The organism is Novosphingobium pentaromativorans US6-1, assembly GCF_000767465.1.
Classification (GTDB): Bacteria; Pseudomonadota; Alphaproteobacteria; order Sphingomonadales; family Sphingomonadaceae; genus Novosphingobium; species Novosphingobium pentaromativorans.
This window is the reverse complement of sequence record NZ_CP009292.1, coordinates 452,499-470,337: the sequence shown is the minus strand read 5'-3', so window position 1 is coordinate 470,337 and position 17,839 is coordinate 452,499. Positions and strand designations below refer to the sequence as shown.

The 17,839-nt window shown below is 60.5% G+C and carries 14 protein-coding genes; 7 read left to right on the top strand and 7 right to left on the bottom strand.

The features are described from left to right. Position 1 precedes the first annotated feature (1 nt). Positions 2-1,447 carry an OB-fold domain-containing protein gene (locus JI59_RS20825; protein ID WP_007014393.1) on the top strand — a complete coding sequence of 482 codons (1,446 nt, stop codon included), beginning with the start codon at positions 2-4 and terminating at the stop codon, positions 1,445-1,447. After that, on the top strand, positions 1,440-2,642 hold the full coding sequence (locus JI59_RS20820; protein WP_039857944.1) for an acetyl-CoA acetyltransferase: 1,203 nt from the start codon (positions 1,440-1,442) through the stop codon (positions 2,640-2,642). Before JI59_RS20825 ends, JI59_RS20820 begins: the two co-directional genes overlap by 8 nt. Before the next feature lie 9 nt (positions 2,643-2,651). Here JI59_RS20820 and JI59_RS20815 read toward each other — a convergent pair whose 3' ends face one another. From JI59_RS20815 to JI59_RS20790, 6 genes are all read right to left on the bottom strand, one after another. Next, a complete protein-coding gene (locus JI59_RS20815; protein WP_007014395.1) occupies positions 2,652-3,428 on the bottom strand; it encodes an SDR family NAD(P)-dependent oxidoreductase in 777 nt (258 codons plus the stop codon). After that, entirely contained in the window at positions 3,425-4,702 is a 1,278-nt protein-coding gene (locus JI59_RS20810) for an MFS transporter (protein WP_160289750.1), read from the bottom strand. Before JI59_RS20810 ends, JI59_RS20815 begins: the two co-directional genes overlap by 4 nt. Positions 4,703-4,822: 120 nt before the next feature. Then, on the bottom strand, positions 4,823-5,311 hold the full coding sequence (locus JI59_RS25815; RefSeq protein WP_007014397.1) for a nuclear transport factor 2 family protein: 489 nt from the start codon (positions 5,309-5,311) through the stop codon (positions 4,823-4,825). Between the two features lie 36 nt (positions 5,312-5,347). Beyond that, complete coding sequence (locus JI59_RS20800; protein ID WP_138921475.1) at positions 5,348-6,289, bottom strand: IclR family transcriptional regulator; 942 nt, start codon at positions 6,287-6,289, stop codon at positions 5,348-5,350. Between the two features lie 87 nt (positions 6,290-6,376). Further along, positions 6,377-7,201 carry an SDR family NAD(P)-dependent oxidoreductase gene (locus JI59_RS20795; RefSeq protein WP_039857948.1) on the bottom strand — a complete coding sequence of 275 codons (825 nt, stop codon included), beginning with the start codon at positions 7,199-7,201 and terminating at the stop codon, positions 6,377-6,379. 193 nt (positions 7,202-7,394) lie between these two features. Further along, positions 7,395-8,126: an SDR family oxidoreductase gene (locus JI59_RS20790; protein ID WP_007014401.1), complete on the bottom strand. Its 732-nt coding sequence runs from the start codon at positions 8,124-8,126 to the stop codon at positions 7,395-7,397. Positions 8,127-8,380: 254 nt separating this feature from the next. Between JI59_RS20790 and JI59_RS20785 the strand changes: the two genes are divergently transcribed. From JI59_RS20785 to JI59_RS25810, 5 genes are all read left to right on the top strand, one after another. Continuing rightward, a complete protein-coding gene (locus tag JI59_RS20785; RefSeq protein WP_007014402.1) occupies positions 8,381-9,643 on the top strand; it encodes an MFS transporter in 1,263 nt (420 codons plus the stop codon). Between the two features lie 83 nt (positions 9,644-9,726). Further along, on the top strand, positions 9,727-11,001 hold the full coding sequence (locus JI59_RS20780) for an MFS transporter (protein WP_007014403.1): 1,275 nt from the start codon (positions 9,727-9,729) through the stop codon (positions 10,999-11,001). 90 nt (positions 11,002-11,091) lie between these two features. Beyond that, on the top strand, positions 11,092-13,428 hold the full coding sequence (locus JI59_RS20775) for an arylsulfatase (protein WP_007014404.1): 2,337 nt from the start codon (positions 11,092-11,094) through the stop codon (positions 13,426-13,428). Positions 13,429-13,631: 203 nt separating this feature from the next. Continuing rightward, positions 13,632-16,052 carry a TonB-dependent receptor gene (locus JI59_RS20770; RefSeq protein ID WP_007014406.1) on the top strand — a complete coding sequence of 807 codons (2,421 nt, stop codon included), beginning with the start codon at positions 13,632-13,634 and terminating at the stop codon, positions 16,050-16,052. A gap of 110 nt (positions 16,053-16,162) precedes the next feature. Next, complete coding sequence (locus JI59_RS25810; protein WP_007014407.1) at positions 16,163-17,032, top strand: DUF6282 family protein; 870 nt, start codon at positions 16,163-16,165, stop codon at positions 17,030-17,032. A gap of 27 nt (positions 17,033-17,059) precedes the next feature. Here the strand turns inward: JI59_RS25810 and JI59_RS20760 are convergent, their stop codons facing one another. After that, positions 17,060-17,830: an enoyl-CoA hydratase/isomerase family protein gene (locus JI59_RS20760; protein ID WP_007014408.1), complete on the bottom strand. Its 771-nt coding sequence runs from the start codon at positions 17,828-17,830 to the stop codon at positions 17,060-17,062. Between the last annotated feature and the right edge of the window lie 9 nt (positions 17,831-17,839).

The following is a 17,839-nucleotide window of genomic DNA, read 5'->3' as shown; positions in this document are numbered from 1 at the left end:
CATGGCCGATATTGGTATCAGCGCGCTGGGCGCCTACGTCCCGCGGCTCAGGATCGATCGGGCGGCCATTGCGTCTGCCCATCGATGGATGGCGCCGTCGCTCAAGGGCCAGGCAAAGGGGAGCCGCGCATTCGCATCGTGGGATGAGGATGCAGTCACCATGGCTGTCGAAGCAGGGCTTGGCGCTCTAAGCCACTTCGACAAGAAGATCGCCAGTCTGACGTTGGCCTCCACAAATCTGCCGTTCGATGACTTGCTCAACGCGAGCATAGTCGCCGAAGCGTTGCACCTGCCCGCGTCGCTGCGCGCGCAGGATGTCGGGCATTCGCAGAGAGGTGGCACCAGTGCCTTGCTCGCCGGGCTGGAAGGATTGTCCGCGCAAGCGGCTCTCGTGATTGCCTCCGATGCCCCGCGGGCCAGGCCCGCCAGTGTCGCGGAGCTGACCAACGGCGCTGCCGCTGCAGCCTTCGTGCTCGATAGCGAGAATCTCATCGCCCGCTTTCTTGGCGGTGCCAGTCGGTCAGACTATTTCGTCGATCATTTCCGCGCGGCCGGTTCCGATTACGACTACAATTGGGAAGAGCGCTGGATCCGGGACGAGGGTTACGGAAAACTGGTGCCAGTCGCGGTAGGTCAGGCGCTGGACAATTGTAGCCTGTCGATCGGCGAGGTGCAGCATCTGGTGCTGGCTGCGACCAACAAGGCTGTTCCGACGGCTCTGGCAAAGAAGATCGGCTTTGATGGGGTCATCGCCGATCAACTGGCCGCGCAATGTGGCAATGCCGGGTCTGCACACCCATTGCTTATGCTTGCCGATACCATCGATCGAGCTGCGGTGGGCGACACGATCATGGTCATCGGCTTCGGCCAGGGCGTGGACGTGCTGTTGTTTCAGAAGACCGCCGAGCCTGCCAACAAGGGCCTGGTCGCCGCGACAATGGATGATGGCCTCGTGACCCGGGACTATTTGCGCCTCGCCACCTTTGCAGGCGCATTTACGCCCGAATGGGGGATGCGGGCGGAGACCGACCAGAAGACCATGCTGACCGAGGCCTGGCGCGCCAATGAGCAGGTAACGGGTTTCAGGGCGGGCAAGTGCCGATCTTGCGGCACAGTGCAGTTTCCGCAGCTTCCCTACTGCGTCAATCCTGAGTGCAACAGGCCGGCCGATTATGAACAGGTGGCAATGTCAGGGGTTCGCGGACGCGTTGTGACGGTGACGGCAGACTGGCTGAATTTCTATCGTAATCCGCCACTTTATGTCGGCTTTGTCCAGTTCGACAACGGTGCGCGGGTGTTGATGGAAATGGTCGATGGCCCGGATGAAGGCATTGAGATCGGTGAGCGTGTCAGAATGGCATTCCGCATCAAGGAGTTGGATTCGCAGCGCGGTTATCGACGCTATTTCTGGAAGGCGATTCCGATGAAGGACGAACAGCATGTCTAGCGGATTCAGGGATCGCGTCGCGATTATCGGGATGGGATGCTCAAGGTTCGGTGAGCGGTGGGAAGCTGGTACAGCCGAACTGATGGCCGAGGCATTCGACGAAGCGCTCGCCGATGCCGGCATCGAGCGCAAGCAGATAAGTGCCGCCTGGTATGGCTCGGGCATGGATCGGGTCAATGTAGGCAACAGTTCGATCCCGGCCGCTACGGCGCTGCGGCTCGACGGTATTCCGGTGAGCCGCGTGGAGAACATGTGTGCGACCGGAACGGAGGCCTTGCGCGGCGCTGCTTACGCAGTTGCCGCCGGCGCTTGCGACATCGCGCTGGCGATCGGTGCGGAAAAGTTGAAAGACACAGGCTACGGCGGCTTGCCCATTCCGTGGAAGGGCGCTTTCAACGACATGTGGCAACCGGTCAGTTCGGCACCGGCAGGCTTTGCCCAGTTGGCGGGCGGCTATCGGACCAAGCATCAGATTTCGAAGCAGGATCTCAAACGGGCTATGGCCCATGTCTCCTGGAAAAGTCACAAGAACGGAGTGAAGTCCCCCAAGGCCCACCTCCGCAAAGAACTTACCATGGAGCAGATCATCGATGCGCCGATCGTCGCCGATCCGCTTGGCCTTTACGATTGCTGCGGCGTTTCGGACGGAGCGGCCTGCGCCATAGTCACCACGCCCGAGATTGCGCGTGCGCTGGGCAAAAGCGAGGCCATCACGATCAAGGCGATCCAGATTTCGACGTGCTCCGGCGTGGAAATGACAATGGCCGATTGGGACGGCAGCCATGTTCGCACGACCCGCAATGCCGCGCGGCGCGCCTACGACGAGGCGGGGATCGTCAATCCGCGCGAAGAATTGTCGATGCTTGAGGTGCATGACTGCTTTTCCATCACCGAACTGGTGACGATGGAAGATCTGGGCATCAGCGAGGACGGGCAGGGCTGGAAGGATGTTCTGGACGGCTTCTATGATGCTGATGGCAAGCTGCCGTGCCAGATCGACGGCGGCCTCAAGTGTTTCGGTCACCCGATCGGCGCATCAGGTCTGCGCATGCTTTACGAGAGCTATCTGCAGTTGCTCGGCCGCGCGGGTGAACGGCAGATCGACAGTCCCAGATTGGCATTGACCCATAATCTGGGCGGTGTGCCCTATCTGGGAATTGCCTGCATTTCCATCATCGGGCGGGCCGACAGTTGATCGACCGGATCAGCTTGTCATGAAGCCGCCGTCGACCAGTAGCGTTGCACCGTTTACGTAACTCGCAAGGTCCGAGACCAGGAAGACAACGGGGGCGGCAATCTCCGCTGGCTCGCCAAGGCGATTGAGGGGAATTCGCTCCAGCAGGCGTTTGCTTGTTTCGGTGTTCGCTTGGGTCTGTGCGGTCATGTCTGTGATGATCACGCCCGGCGCCACGGCGTTGACGCGTATGCCCCATTGACCGAATTCCAGTGCGTGTGAGCGGGTCAGTTGCTGGACTGCGCCCTTCGAGGGAGCGTAACCACTCGCCGTATGGCCGATGAACGAGGTCAGCGAGGCGATGTTGACGATGGCGCCGCGCGTTCGCTTGAGCGAGGGCAGGCACGCCATGGTCATATGGAACGTGCCGTTGAGATTGACATCGATGGTTCTGCGGAAATTGGCATCGCCCTGGGGGGCATCGCTTGGTTCGCGAATGATGATCCCGGCGTTGTTGACCAGGATGCCGATATCGCCGACTTCGCGTTCCACTTGTGCCGCGACGACGCAGCACGCTTCGCTGGATGTGACGTCGAGCGCCATGCCCCACGCGCAAATGCCGTCGTCGCGCATGCTCGCTGCACTGTTCTCGGCGGCAGTCCCATCCACATCGGTGAGCACGACTTTCGCTCCCGCGCGGCCCAACGCGTCAGCAATTGCGCGACCGTTGCCGCGCCCGGCGCCAGTGACCAGAGCGGTGCGCCCCGCCAGCAGATTCGGCGGGAAGCAGGCCTTGCTTTGAGTCATGATTGCTCCTGGAGCAGAGTGTCTTCGCGAACGAGATCGCTAAATCCGGGCATCGCCAGGAAGCACACGATCGAACAGAGAAGCAAGGCAATCGCCGCAACGAGGGCGGCAAAATACCCACCGGTGAGATCGTACATTGCTCCGTAGAGCATATGGCTCGCGCTCGAGCCGATCACGATGAAAATGTACAGAAATCCATATATCACGCCGAAGTTGCGTGTCCCGAAATAGCGGGAAGCAATGTAGCCAGCGAGGTCGATTTCCGCGCCGAAGGCCAGACCGATAGCCAATGCAGCCAGCCATGCGACTTCGCTCGCACCGGTCATCAGAAGAAGGGATCCCGCAGTACCGCCGACCACGAACAGGGCTGCCACTCGCGGCGCGAAGAAACGATCGGCCAGAAATCCGCTGAACATCCGTCCCCCGGCCACGGCAGCGCCCATGAAGCTGGCAATCGCAGCGGCCCCGGACGCGCTGATACCGTTTGCCTCGAGTATAGGCACGAACTGTGGGACCATGCCTGTGAGCGCAGCTGTCAGGCAGAGGCAGGCAGTCGCCAGCAACCAGAATTCGCGGGTGGACAATGCACGTCGCAAGGCGCCGCTTTCTGCCTGCGACGATGGGCGGAGCGGCCTTTGCCGATCGATGCGATGATTGCTGGCGAGCAAGATGGCCATTGGCACGGCGGCGCCAGCTGTGACCATGCCGATCAGGAGATAGGTCGTGCGCCAACTGAACCGCTCGATCCCGGCATTGACAAGCAGCGGAGTCAGGATCGCGCAGACGCCCGTGCCAAGGAAGGCCAAACCGAGCGCAGTTCCTCTTGCGAATGTGAAATTCGCGCTGACGATCCGGGTAAATACCATGGTGCTGCACCCGGCGATAAGCGTTCCAAGCACTGCGTAGCCCAGCCAGAAATAGCGCACGTCCGGGCCGAAGCGACTGAACGCGGCAAAGCAGCCGGCGGCGAGGAGCATGCTGAGCGGGACCATGTATCTCGTGCCGTACCGATCCGCGATCCATCCCGCAGGCGGCGAGACGAGAGCCGTCAGCAGGCCTGAAATCGTCAAGGTAAGCCCCATCTCGCTGCGGCTCCAGTTGAACTCGTTGGAAAGCGGCGCGATGAACAGACCGAACGAATAGACCATGAGATACATCGGGCTCAGGGCAAAGCCCGTGAAGGCGGCGAGCAAGGCCACCCAGCCGTCGCGCAGTTCACTGGCCATCGTGGACAAGGGCCGGGCTGCGGAACTGCGCGAGCGCCTGTTGCTCATCATCTTGCTACAAACCCGGGGACCGGGGCGGATGCGCGGTCGATCCTGGGCCAGGCGAGGGTATCGCCGGCCTGGCGGGCAGCACGGCAGGGCCGATTGCTTCTGGCCTTGCCGAAATGGTCATGTCCGAGGTGTGTTCTTGCGGAAAATGTCCATGCTGCCGAGGCCGATCAGGACGACATAGTCCTGGCGGGTGATGCGCCAGCGATCCTTGCGCGCCAGCGTGACGTACATGCGTGACAGCGATTCCCAGAAACCTTGCGGTCCGTCCGGTTTCGGTGCGTGAAATGTCCGCACCAGGCACTCCACGCGTGCGGTGTCGCCATCCAGCGAGATGCGCTGATTGGCGATCAGATGATGTGTCTGGCCGATGCGGGAAAGCAGCTTGCCCAACTTGAGGATCGATTCGCGACGGTTCGCCCCGCGCATGGCAGGGCGATCCATGTCGTGGTCCTCCTGCGACTCGAAAGTCGACCAGACGCAGTCCTCATCCCAGACTTCGGCAAGACGGTCATATTCGTTGCGATCCAGGCAGTCGGCCCATGCCGACAGCGTCTCGCAAATCGAGATGCGCGCTTCCACGCTGGCGAGGCTTTCATTCTGTTGCATGCGAAGTTCAGTCCTCATCCGGCGAGTGCCGCCCGATCAGGTCGACAGACGTTCCGCTGCCGTCCTGAGCGCTTCGTGGAGTTCCTGCTCCCTGTTCTTGTCCTGCGTGCCGATAGTGGTCAGGGCGGCAATGGTTCCTTGCATACGGCCATATTCGTGAACGGCAGCGGCATGAATTTCGATGCCCGGAACGAAAAAGCCTCGATCCACGCCGATGCCGTTGGTGCGGGCATATTCGACTTGCGAATGCCATTCTTCGAATGTCGGCTGGACTGCCCATTTCACTGCATTGAAGTGCTTTTGCAGTTTGCCGTTGGGGAGGTCGAGAGTGCTGGCGTACAGGCGGCCGGTGGCACTGGCCCAGACGGGGAGCCGCTGTCCGATGTTCACGCGGATGGCAAAGGGAACTTCGGGCTCTGCGACCGCTACAACGACCATGCGCTGCCGGTTGTCGAGACGGGTAAGCGATGTGGTGAGCTTGAACTCTTCGGCAATGCTGTCCAGTTCAAATTGCGCGTTTGCCTCAGGCAGGTTCTGGTTGAGAGCGCGGCGGGCGAGATTGACCAGGCCCAGGCCGATCGAGCACCGGCGGTCGTCGGGATCGACCGAGATCAGGTCCTCGATCTCAAGTGCGCGAATGATATGGTGACAGGTACTTGGAACGATGCCCACGTGCCTTGCTATCGAATTCACACCCAAGGGAGCATCGCTCCGCGCCAGCAAGCGGAGAATGGCAGCGGCCCGGTTTACCGCGGGCGCGCGGGTCGTTGGCGTGTCCTCGTCCGGCGAAGCAGCCTCGTCGCCTTTCAACGACGCCTTCCGCCGCCGCGTGGCGGGGGAGGCATTGACCCCCTGGTCCTTCTTGACTCGTGTTTTGCCGCCTGCGCGCCGAGCCGGTTCAGCTTGACTTTTCATGTTCACAACGTGCTGTCCGAATATGGTTTTACCTCGAATGTCGTTCAGGCCGCCAAAAGTCAAACTGAAACCTAGGAAATGATTTTTGCACTGAGGCGTGAACTGAGGTTGGCAGCCCTTTTCCGGTTCCCTGGCTTCAGTTTGGCACCGTCAGTCCGGCATCAGGTGTCCAGCGGCAACAACCTCGCGCATTTTTCCTATGCCCGGGAAGTGGATCGATTCGCCGCCGTCGACAACCAGAGCCTGCCCAGTGATGGCGGCCGCTGCGTCGGATGCCAGAAATGCTACCGCGTTGGCGACATCGCTCGCTTCGGTCAGGCGTGGCAACAATGTCTCATCGCGGACCATGTCCAGGAAAGGGGGGGCGACAGACTTCTTGACGAAGTCTGTAAGCGTAAGCCCCGGCAGCACGACGTTGCAACGGATGTTGGAAGGTCCGTGCGTGGTCGCGACAGAGCGGGACAGCTGCATCAGCGCCGCCTTGGCGGAAGAATAGCCGACTTGGGCTGCATTGCCTCTGAGAGCCAGTGCTGACCCGGTTATGACGATGGCGCCGGCACCCCGCTGCTTCATGAAAGGCAGGGTCTCTTTGATGCAGAGCATCGTGCCGCGGACATTGGCGCGAAAGATGCGATCCCAGACCTCGATTTCCATCGTGGCCACGTCGATGTCCCGCATTCCTATATCCGGGGCGAGGTCTGCCGCATTGGCGAAGAGGATGTCCACGCCGTCCCAATGGGCTGCAGCGTCCTTGACCATGGCGCCAATGGACTCCGGCTCGTGCAGGTTGAAAGTCGCGGCAACTGCCTCGCCGTCGGCCTGCACGATCTCCGCAGCGACCTTTTCGGCATTGCCCCGGTTGATGTCGGCGACCGTGACCCGCGCGCCCTGGGCAGCCATCAGTTTGGCGCTGGCTTCTCCCAGGCCGCTGCCGCCGCCGGTGACGATGGCCACCTTACCGGTTAGACTTCCCATATGATGCTCTCCTTTGACCGATTTCGATCAGTGCTTCCGGATCGTTGCCGGTTTCCGAAGCCTAACCTAGCCTATCTTTCGTTGTGCGCAGGCGTCGAATTTCGCCGTTGCAGATCCTCCTGGCATGCAGGTGCGTCTGCTGAGGCAAGATCCTGCGGCAACCGCGTCATTTCCTGATCGGTTTCGCGTTGATCTAGCCCATGCCGGGCGGCGAAATGGTGATGTCGTTGACGCCGACCGAGGGGGGTTGCGACAAGGCATAGAAGATCGCGTCGGCAATTGCTGCGGGTGACATTGCCTCGCCCTTGAACATGTCCTGCAGATGCCGCTTCAAGTCGGATTCAGGGATGGTTTCCGCAAGCTCGGTCTGGACTGCACCAGGGTAGATGGTCGTGACCCTGACCTTGCCGTCGCTCTCCATCCGAAGGCCGTCGCTGATCGCGCGAACCGCGAACTTGCTGCACGCATAGACGTTCGTATTGGGCATGACGCTCAAGCCGGCCAGCGAAGATATATTGACCACATGGCCACTTTCGCGAGCAAGCATGCCGGGGAGAACGGCATCGATTGCGTAGAGAACGCCCTTGATGTTCACGTCGATCGTGCGGTCCCAGTCCTCGACCCGCCGTTCTGCAAGGGCAGACAAAGGCATGATCCCGGCATTGTTGATCAGTATGTCGACGCCGCCAAAGCGGTTGGACGCCTGTTCGCTCGCACCCAGCAGATCGGCGTGACTGGTCACGCTGCCGGTGACTGCCAGGGCTTGTTCGCCCAGTTCATTTGCGAGCGTTTCGATTCGCTCTGCCCGCCGCGCGAACAGAACGACATTTGCCCCTTCGGCTACCAGCTTGCGAGCCGTCGCTTCGCCGATGCCGCTGCTTGCCCCCGTAATCAGGGCACATTTGCCTTTTAGAACCTGGCTCATAACTCTCCCCGGATCTTGGTGTCCGGCTTGTCCGGACAAACTCTGTGGTAGTTGCCGTTATCGAATAAAGTTTTCCTCCCTGCAAGAGTGTTAATCGCGCAGCCAGGCCCGGGATCACCTTCGGGAAAGCGCCAATGCGTTGGCCTGGCCGACTCTCGGCACCCTTTATTGCTTTCATTTAGGGAATGAATGTTTTACGACGGCAATTAAATCGAAGACCGTGAAGAGCGGCAAGGCGATGGGATTGGAGTGAAATGACGGCGCAGGAATCGTCTCGGCCATGGACCGCTGTATTGGTATCGACTTTCCTGCTCGTCGTGGTCGGGGGTTCCGTATCCAATACTTATGGGCTGTTCGCCGTCGAATGGGTCGAAACGATGAACGTTTCGCGCGGCACGATCCTGCTCGCCGGTGTTCTGGCGACTCTGGTGGCGGGCCTCCACGGGGTGATGGTCGGCAGGTTGCTCGCTTCGGGCTTTCAGGAGCGCGCTTTCCTGTGTCTGGGCGCTATTTCGGGAGCGGTCGCTTTCGCCATCCTGGCTTGGACAAGCAGCCTATGGGCCTTTTACCTGGCGTATATCGTGGCGGGGAGCATTGCGATTTCGTTCACCAGCCAGATGGTCGGCCAGTCGCGCGCGGTGCGCACTTTCGTTGCTTCCGGTTTGCCGGTGTCGATCGTCAGCCTGGGCATGAAGATCGGCGCGGCCGCCATGCCGGCAATCGCAGCTGTGCTCTGGAGCGCGATGGACCTGCACAGGGCTCTCCTTGTCATGGCCTGCATGATGGCGCTGTGCGCCCCGGTCGCCTGGTTCATGGTGCCTCCGGTTCATAGGTCGGAACCGAAAGGGGAAGACGATGCACCGACCGGTCCGGCCGTGGTCGTGCCAGCAAAGCAGATCCTGGGTGATCCAGTATTCATTGGAATACTTTTCATCGCTGTGGGAGTGATGGCGATCTCTTCAGCTTTCTTCTTCAATTTGCCTTTCCTGATGGGCGAACTGGGCGCAGACCCGGCCTGGGCCGCCTATATCCTGTCGATTGCCACGATCGTGAGCGGTGTGAGCACGCCGTTCGTGGGGATGGCGACAGACCGTTTCGATCTGCGCTTTCTTCTGATGGTGCCGATTGTCCTGGTCGCAATCGTGATCGTGTCCATCGCCGCATCGCCGCCGCTGGTGGTAGTCGCCGGAACAGCGTTCGCGATGACGTTCGCCAACGCGTTTCTGTTCCCCTGCTTCCCGGCCATGCTGCGCTCCCGCTTCGGAAACCTTCTCTTCTCGCGTGCGATCGGCCTGTCACAGCCGTTTTTCTACAGCGCCGGGCTTGGCGCATTCTTCGCGGGGGCTCTGCGTGACGTGCTGGGCTCTTACTCGGCCGCGTTTCAGGTGCTGGGGGTCTTCGTGCTCCTCGCCGCGGTAGGGTGGATCTTCATCCACCGCGCCTTGCGCGGGGCAGGCCCGCGCTGGCCGGGGCTCGAGGTGGGCGCGGGTGATCCGCTGGTCAATTCGGCCCGATGATCCGGTTGATGGTTGCCCGCCCCAGCAGGCCTTCGCAGGGCGGTCTTCTTCGACCAGGGACGATTGCTGCGGCTTGGGGCATAGTGGCGCTGCTGACACTTGTTCACATCCTGTCCTATGTGGACAGGATGCTGCCCCTGCTGCTGATCGAGAAGATCAAGCACAGCCTGGAGCTTTCGGACTTCGAACTGGGTCTGCTGATGGGACCGGCCTTTGCCACGTCCTACATCATTTTCGCGATTCCTTTCGGGTGGATGGTCGATCGCTGGAGCCGGATGGTTCTGCTGGCCTGCTCGTTGATCTTCTGGTCGGCAATGACAGCGCTGGCGGGATTTGCTTCCGGTTTTTCACTCTTGTTCGTCTCGCGACTTGGTGTGGGACTGGCAGAGGCGTGTCTGTCGCCTTGCGCGCTCTCGCTCATCGCCGATCGGGTGCCGCTTAACTTGCGCACGCGTGCGGTCGCCATTTTCCAGACGGGCTCGACGACCGGCGCATTCGTGGCGATGGCTGGCGGCGGTACCCTCGTTGCAGCGCTCGAAGGCATGCCGCGCATGGAACTTCCGATCGTCGGTGTCCGGGAGGTCTGGCAGGAGGCTTTCCTGATCTCTGCATGTGTGGGCTTGCTGCCCGCAGCCTTGCTTTTCATGTCGCGCGATCGTCGTGCTCAGTCACGCAGGGAAGGCGATCACGTCATTGCGGTGCCCGCGAGTGGGTTGAAAGCCTATCTTGCTGCCAATCTGGGACCGTATTCCTGCCTTTTGGTCGCTGGGATCGGTTATACAGCACTTGGCAACCTGGCGTCATGGAGTGTGGCGGTCTTCTCACGCGTGTGGCATTGGGATGTCGCGCGGGCCGGACAGGTCACAGGAACGCTCAGCCTGGCCGGCGCTCTACTGGGCGCCTTGCTCGCGGTCAGGATTTCCGGCCGACGCGGGGCCAAGGCAATGCCTCTGCCTTTCGATGCGATAATTGTCGGCTTGGCTCTTAGCATCTTCGGCATATCGGGCTTCGCGCAGGCGCCGGGTGAGATCGCGGCAGCTATTCTCTATTTCCTCGGTTTGCTCGGAATGGCATGCGCGGTTACCGGTGCCATGACGACTTTGACGCTTACGGTGCCGCGTCACCTGCGCGGTCAGGTCACCGCTATCTATTTCTTCTGTGTGACTTTGGTTGGCGTTGCAGTGCTTCAGCCGCTCGTCGGAGCGATTTCCGACCGGCATGGACTGCCGGTGGCGATGACCGGATGCGCACTGGCATTTGGAGTGCCTGCCTTGATGACCGCGATCAGGGGGCGTGCCCGCAGCCACGCCGCAATCGCCCGTCAAAGTGAATTGGAGGCGGGTGCCATTGCAGATTGAGCTGGCCTCCTTGCGGAGGGCGTTCGGGCTGATGCGGTAGGGCCGAGCTAGGCGTCGAAGAACGCAGGTATCATGAGTTGGGGGGAAGCGATGAGCGTCTATCTGAAATTCGGAACTGTGATGGGAGCCGCATTGCTGATTATGGCGTCTCCGGCACGTTCCGATACGCCTCAACTGCCCGAGATGCGCCCGATTCCCGAGGATTATCCCGCAATTCCTGTGGCGCCGGATGGCGCGCCGAACATCCTGTTGGTGTTGACCGACGACGTCGGCTTCGGCGCGGCTTCTGCTTTCGGCGGCCCGGTCGCGACCCCGAATCTCGAGCGGTTGGCAGAGCACGGCTTGCGCTACAATCGCTTCCATACCACGGCCATGTGCTCACCGACGCGAGCCTCCCTGTTGACTGGGCGCAACCATCATGCGGTGGCTACCGGAGCGCTCACGGACTTCGCCGTGGGGGCGCCGGGTTATACCGGCATTATGCCCAAGAGCGCTGCAACTATTGCGGAAGTGCTGAGAAGGGGCGGATACAATACGGCCTGGTTCGGTAAGCATCACAATATGCCCAAGGGGCCATTCGGCTCCGCCGGTCCGCAGGATTGGTGGCCGAGCGGACTGGGCTTTGAGTACTTTTTCGGATTTATCGGTGCGGACACGGATCAGTGGCGCCCGACGCTCTATCGAGGAACGTCCAGGGTCGTCGACACAGCGCAGGAATCGATCTTGGACGAGCGCCTTGGCAACGAAGCGATCGCCTGGATTCACCAGCAGAAAGCCGCTGCGCCCGACAAGCCCTTCTTTGTCTATTATGCTCCGGGTAGTGCGCATACGCCGCATCAGGCACCGCCGGAATGGATCGCAAGGTTCCGCGGCAAATTTTCGCAAGGCTGGGAGAAAGTGCGCGAGGAGACGCTCGCTCGGCAAAAGGCCATGGGTCTCGTGCCGCAGGATGCCGTCCTGCCGCCCTGGCCCGAAGACGTGCCGCACTGGGATTCCCTCTCTGCCGGGGACAAGGCGCTGCAGGAACGCATGATGGAAGCGTTTGCCGGGGAACTGGCTTTCCAAGATGCGCAATTCGGGAGGATCATGGACGAGTTGGCTCGCATGGGTCAGCGCAACAACACGCTCGTTGTCTTCATCGAAGGGGATAACGGCGCAGACAGCGCGGCCTCGCCTGCCGGCGCTCTCGCGGAATCGGGCGAGATCGGGAACAAGCGCATGTCAGCTGAAGAACGCAGTTCCTTGATGGACCGGATCGGCGGTCCTTATGTGCACAGCAATTATGGCACGGGCTGGGCCATCGCGATGGACACGCCATTTCCCTATTACAAGCAGATTGCGTCACATCTGGGCGGGACGCGCAACGGCATGATCATTTCCTGGCCCGGACGTATCGAACAGGCAGGAGTGCGCTCGCAATACGCCCATGTCATCGACGTCTATCCGACCCTGCTGGGTGCAGCCGGCATTGCCCAACCGCGCACGATCGACGGGGTGGCGCAGCAGAAAGTGGACGGTATCGATCTTGGCTATTCGTTCGAGCACCCTGGCGCGCCGAGCCGTCGCCATGTCCAATATTACGAGATGCTGGGAAACCGAGCGATCTACAAGGACGGTTGGCTGGCCAACACCACGCCGCAACGCGAGCCATGGCACATGTTTAGCGTCGGTCCGCGATCATCGGAAAATCTCGCCCCCGATTACAAGTGGGAATTGTACAACCTCGACGAGGACTTCAACCAGACGCACGATCTAGCGCAGAAGGAGCCGGCCCGCCTTGCTGCGATGCAGCAATTGTTCGACGAGCAAGTGCAGATCTACAATGTCGATCCGGTCGACGACCGGCTCGATGCGGCGCGCGCAGCAAGCGCGTCTGCGCATTATGTCAAGGTACGCGGCCATTACGACTTCTGGGGCAAGGGGATCTCCCTGCAGTCCGATGTGGCTCCGCCCATCACCAACCGCAGCTTCCGCGTGTCGGCCGATGTTACGGCGGGCAGCGGGGTCTTGCTTGCCCTGGGCAGCAGTCTGGGGGGCTGGAGCTTTGCGATCACCGGGGGGCAAGCCGTGGTGCACCATGCGCTTTCGCCGCTTCCTGCCGATCAGTTCGAACTGGCGGCGCCACTGGCGCTTACGCCCGGACAGTCCGTGCAGCTCGAATTCGAATTCGATTATGACGGTCAAGGGCTGGGGAAGGGGGGCGGAATGGTGATCCGTTCGGACGGCCGCCAGATTGCTCAAGGGTATATTGCGCGGACGATCACTGTACCGGAAGGCTACAATGAGAACTTCGATATCGGCTTCGATGGGGGCGTGCCCGTCATCGAGGCGCTGGGGCAGAACAATGCCTTTACCGGCACCATCTTCAAGGTCCGAGTCGACCTCGGTCCTGTCGGCCAGGCATCGAAGCCGCCGGTATCAGATTGACCGATCGCATTATAGCCGAGATGTCACAGTTCGAATCTTTCCGCGCTTCTATGGAATGAATGATCATTTCTTGTGTTGAGTATCTCGTACATTTGATGCATATAATCGCTCCGTGCCGACGCATGCATCCGAATACGGGATAGCAAGAGACGGAGTTGGTGCTCGAGTGGCGGGAAGCCGCCATTGCAGGGGAGGATAAAAGTATGAAAAAGGCAGGACATTCGTCTACGATTTCGCGCCGATGCCTGGCAGGCCTGCTTGGCGCTGCAAGTGTCGTCGGGTTGGCTGGTGCAGCCAGTGCGCAGGAGGAAGGCTCGCAGAAGAACTCCGCGATAAGCAATGAGGGACTTGCGACGATCGTCGTTACAGCCCGTAAACGTGCGGAGAACGTTCAGGACGTTCCGATTACGATCGCCGCCATGTCGGGCGAGCGTCTGGAAGAGACCGCAACACGTAATATCAACGACTTGTCCGCGATTACGCCGGGTCTGCAGATCCAGCAGAGCGCTATCGTCAATCCGGCATCGAGCTACATCTTCCTGCGCGGATTCAGCCAGACGGACGACCTGATCGGTTTTGACCAGCCTGTAACCACATATGTCGACAACGTGTTCGTGGAAGGTGTCGGCGGTTCGGCCGGTACGAACTTTTACGACGTTGACCGTGTTGAGGTGGTCAAGGGGCCGCAGGGCACTCTGTTCGGCCGCAACTCCGTTGGCGGTGCCGTCCAGATCTATACCAAGACGCCTACCGACAATTTCGAAGCCGAAATGCTGGGAGGCCTGGGCAACCGCGATGGCGCACGCCTGGCCGGCTTCGTTAACGTGCCGATGTCGGATACAGCGGCACTGCGTGTTGTCGGTGAGTATGAAAATGTCGGTGGCTGGTTGAAGAGCGTTCCGACGGGTGAGGATTTCGGCGGCCGCAAAACCTATCTTGTGCGCGGTTCGCTGCGACTCGAGCCGTCTGACGATCTGCAAATCCTCCTGCGCGGATCCTATTCGCGCATCACCGCATCCGGCACGGCAGTGCGAGCGGTCTATGTCGATCCGGCCGGTCCCGCCTTTCTCTCGGCCTATGTCGAAAATGGCGGGGACTTCTCGTTCACCGATCCGGCCTATCAGCAAACGGTCAGCGATTTCAACGAGATCGTCAATGCGCCTGACTACAGCACTTACGTGACGGACAACCGTGGCCAGCGCGTCAACACCTACATGGCCTCGGCTGAAATCACCTACGATCTCAGTGACTCGTTCACGATCAAGTCCATCAGCGGCTATCGCCACCTGAAGGGCAGTTCCTACACTGACGCTGACGGAACCCAGTTCGCACTGCTGACCGCTCCGCAGCGGCGCAATACCAATGCCTTTTCGGAAGAGCTGCAACTGCTGATAAGCGGCTTCGACAACCGGCTCGATATGGTTGTAGGTGCCTACTACTATCATTTCAGCGGTCGCGAATTCCAGCAGAGCCGCGCCCTTGAGGCGCTACTCAGCGCCTTCAGTCCGAACGGGAGAACCTCGACCACGATTCCCGACATTACGCGCAATTCGCCTGCGATTTTCAGTCAGGCGACTTTTGCCCTCACCGATTCCGTCAATCTGACAGGCGGCGCGCGTTACACCTGGGACAAGAGGAAGCAGGTAGCCACCGGCACCATCTATTCCGATTACGAGTTGACCAATCCAACCGGCTGTAACATCCCGTTCGACACGACCGTGCCGTGTTCGACGACGCTGAAGACCAGTGACAAGGCCTTCACCTGGTTGCTTTCTCTGGACTGGACGCCGATCCCCGGCACGATGCTTTATGGCAAGGTGGCGAAGGGTTTCCACAGTGGCGGCGTCACATCGCGTTTGGGGCCCAGTGCGGATCTGGCCATCCCCTACGATCCTGAATACGTGACTGAATATGAAGTTGGCTTCAAGACCGAGTTCATGGATCGGCGGGTGCGCCTGAACGGTGCCTTCTACTATGATGACTTTAGCGACGCGCAGATCGTCGTTCCGGTCTTCAACGATACCGGCTTTGCCAATCGTCTCGACAATGTCGGCAAGGCGCGGCTTTACGGTGCAGAGTTCGATCTCGAACTTGCGCTGACTGAGGGTCTGCGGCTGGGCGCCACGCTTGGCTATGCGAAGGGCAATTATCAGCGGGTCGAGGTATTCGATTCGGTGACGGACCAGATCGTCAATGCAGCCGACGCTTATCGGATCGATAACTTGCCCAAGTGGTCTTACACTCTGTTCGGCTCCTATACGAAACCGACGGATTTCGGAAAGATCGCGGCGTCGCTCAACTGGCGCTGGAAGGATACGCACGTCGTGAACCCACAGAAGGTCAAGGGTCCGGAGACATTCCCGGATGACCTGACCGGTATCCCGGGCTTTGCGCTTGGCGTGTCGGATCAGTATCAGTTTCAGAAGGCCTACGGCCTGCTGGGCGGTCAGATCCGGGTGACGATAGACTCTGCAGATATCGATATTGCTCTTTGGGGCAAGAACCTGCTGGACAAGCACTATTTCGCTCAAAAGACCGACCTGGTGCGAGCGGGCCTTGGACTTGTCGGAGGCGTCGTCGGGCAGCGTCGTACGTACGGCCTGGAGGTGACCAAGCGCTTCTGACGCGATCGACTGAAACAGGGGGCGCTTCGCTTGGGAGCGCCCCAATTTTTTGCAGGCGCCGGCGTCGCCGGGTCGGTGTTGGAATCTGCACAGTTGGAGAATGAGGGATCATGGGACATGTCCGTTTCGAGGGCGCAGTCGACCTTCATTGTCATTTCGGCCCTGATTTCATCAACCCGATCGTTTCCCCTTCGGTGACTGCGATCGAGGCGGCGCGGGACGCGGTGGCCCATGACATGGGTGCGATCGTGCTCAAGGCGCACGATTTTCCCACGCCGCAGCTTGCAGCGGCGGTGCAGGAGGCGGTGCCGGGCCTGTGCACATGCGGCGGCATCGTGCTTGACTATCAGGTAGGCGGGATCAATGCCTATGCAGCGGAGCAGGCCCTCAAGCTGGGGGCCAAGATCGTCTGGCTGCCTACCGTGTCGAGCCATCAGGATCATCTCAACGGGATCGGGCCGATGCTTGGCTACGAAGGCACGGGGCAACTGGCTATCGATGATAGCGGTGAATTGACCAGTGTGGTCAAGGATATAGTCGAACTGGTCGACAAGTACGACGCGGCTATCGCAACCGGCCATACGACGCCGCAAGAGCATTACGCCTTGGCCAGATATTACGGCAAGCGCGGCAAGGTCATCGTCACGCATGCGATGGAGAAGGGCGGCGGCGCGCACCTTGACGAGCAACAGAGCGTGGAACTGGCGGAACTGGGGGCAACGATCGAACTGTGCGCGCAGATCTGCGTGGCGCACATGGGCCATCAGCCCGTTCCGGTAGAAGATGTCGCGCGGATCGTCCAGCGGGTCGGCTACGACAAGGTCCTGCTTTCGTCGGACTTTGGCTGGAACGACGACCTGCCGCGACCTGCGGCAGGGTTGCGCGACTTTCTCGATTCCCTTTGGGAAATGGGGGTCAGTGAAGAAGCGCTGCGTACAATGGCGGTGCGCAATGGCTCTCGTATCCTGAACCTGATGTAGGCGTCGGTCCCGCTGTCGACGGTCCCGTCAGTATTGGAACGGTTCGTTGGTCTTTACCCCCAGCCATTCCAGACCATAACCCAGGGCCGTATCTTCCAGCATCATGCGGCGATAGCGTTGGGTCAGCGTCAGGCGGGTATAGCGCAATGCGGCGTGTGGGCGCCGATTGAGCTCTTCGGCCAAAGCCCATGCACGGGCCAGAAGCCGGTCGCGAGGCAGGACTTCGTTGACCACCCCCAGATCGTGGGCTTCGCGCGCGGAAAGTTCCTGGCCGGTCAGCAGGAAGTATCGTGCGCGATTTGGACCTAGCAGATAGGGCCAGACGGTCTGCACGCCGTCGCCTGGCACAACCCCGTGCAGGACGAAATGGACGTAATCGGAAAAGACTGCGTCCTCGGAACACAGCGTGATGTCGCAAGTCAGGGCGAAAGGCGGCAGGTGCGTCAGAGGCCCGTTGATCGCCGCGATCATCGGTGCTTCCACATCGAGCACGCTCTGCATGATACGTCGCCCTTCGTAATGCAGCCGGGCAACCGCGGTTCCGTCGGCGCCCGGATCGGCATCGTTCATGCGATTGCCGAAGGCGCTTCCCGTCCCTGTCAGTATGACGATGCGGTTGTCGTGGTCGGCGCCGACATTGTTGAAGGCGTCGACCAATTCGGTATGGGACGTCGCGCTGTTCGCAAACTCCTTCCCATCCGTATGAAGCTGCATGAGCAGGATGCCGTCGCGCCGCTCGAAGCGGATATTTTCGTACTTATCGCAATAGGCGTCCAGGTTCACCATCACCTTGGCCATGGACAATCT

Coding starts and splice junctions, on each gene's coding strand:
- JI59_RS20825 (WP_007014393.1), top strand. CDS start 2: ATGGCCGATATTGGTATCAGCGCGCTGGGCGCCTACGTCCCGCGGCTC.
- JI59_RS20820 (WP_039857944.1), top strand. CDS start 1,440: ATGTCTAGCGGATTCAGGGATCGCGTCGCGATTATCGGGATGGGATGC.
- JI59_RS20815 (WP_007014395.1), bottom strand. CDS start 3,428: ATGACTCAAAGCAAGGCCTGCTTCCCGCCGAATCTGCTGGCGGGGCGC.
- JI59_RS20810 (WP_160289750.1), bottom strand. CDS start 4,702: ATGAGCAACAGGCGCTCGCGCAGTTCCGCAGCCCGGCCCTTGTCCACG.
- JI59_RS25815 (WP_007014397.1), bottom strand. CDS start 5,311: ATGCAACAGAATGAAAGCCTCGCCAGCGTGGAAGCGCGCATCTCGATT.
- JI59_RS20795 (WP_039857948.1), bottom strand. CDS start 7,201: ATGGGAAGTCTAACCGGTAAGGTGGCCATCGTCACCGGCGGCGGCAGC.
- JI59_RS20790 (WP_007014401.1), bottom strand. CDS start 8,126: ATGAGCCAGGTTCTAAAAGGCAAATGTGCCCTGATTACGGGGGCAAGC.
- JI59_RS20785 (WP_007014402.1), top strand. CDS start 8,381: ATGACGGCGCAGGAATCGTCTCGGCCATGGACCGCTGTATTGGTATCG.
- JI59_RS20775 (WP_007014404.1), top strand. CDS start 11,092: ATGAGCGTCTATCTGAAATTCGGAACTGTGATGGGAGCCGCATTGCTG.
- JI59_RS20770 (WP_007014406.1), top strand. CDS start 13,632: ATGAAAAAGGCAGGACATTCGTCTACGATTTCGCGCCGATGCCTGGCA.
- JI59_RS25810 (WP_007014407.1), top strand. CDS start 16,163: ATGGGACATGTCCGTTTCGAGGGCGCAGTCGACCTTCATTGTCATTTC.
- JI59_RS20760 (WP_007014408.1), bottom strand. CDS start 17,830: ATGGCCAAGGTGATGGTGAACCTGGACGCCTATTGCGATAAGTACGAA.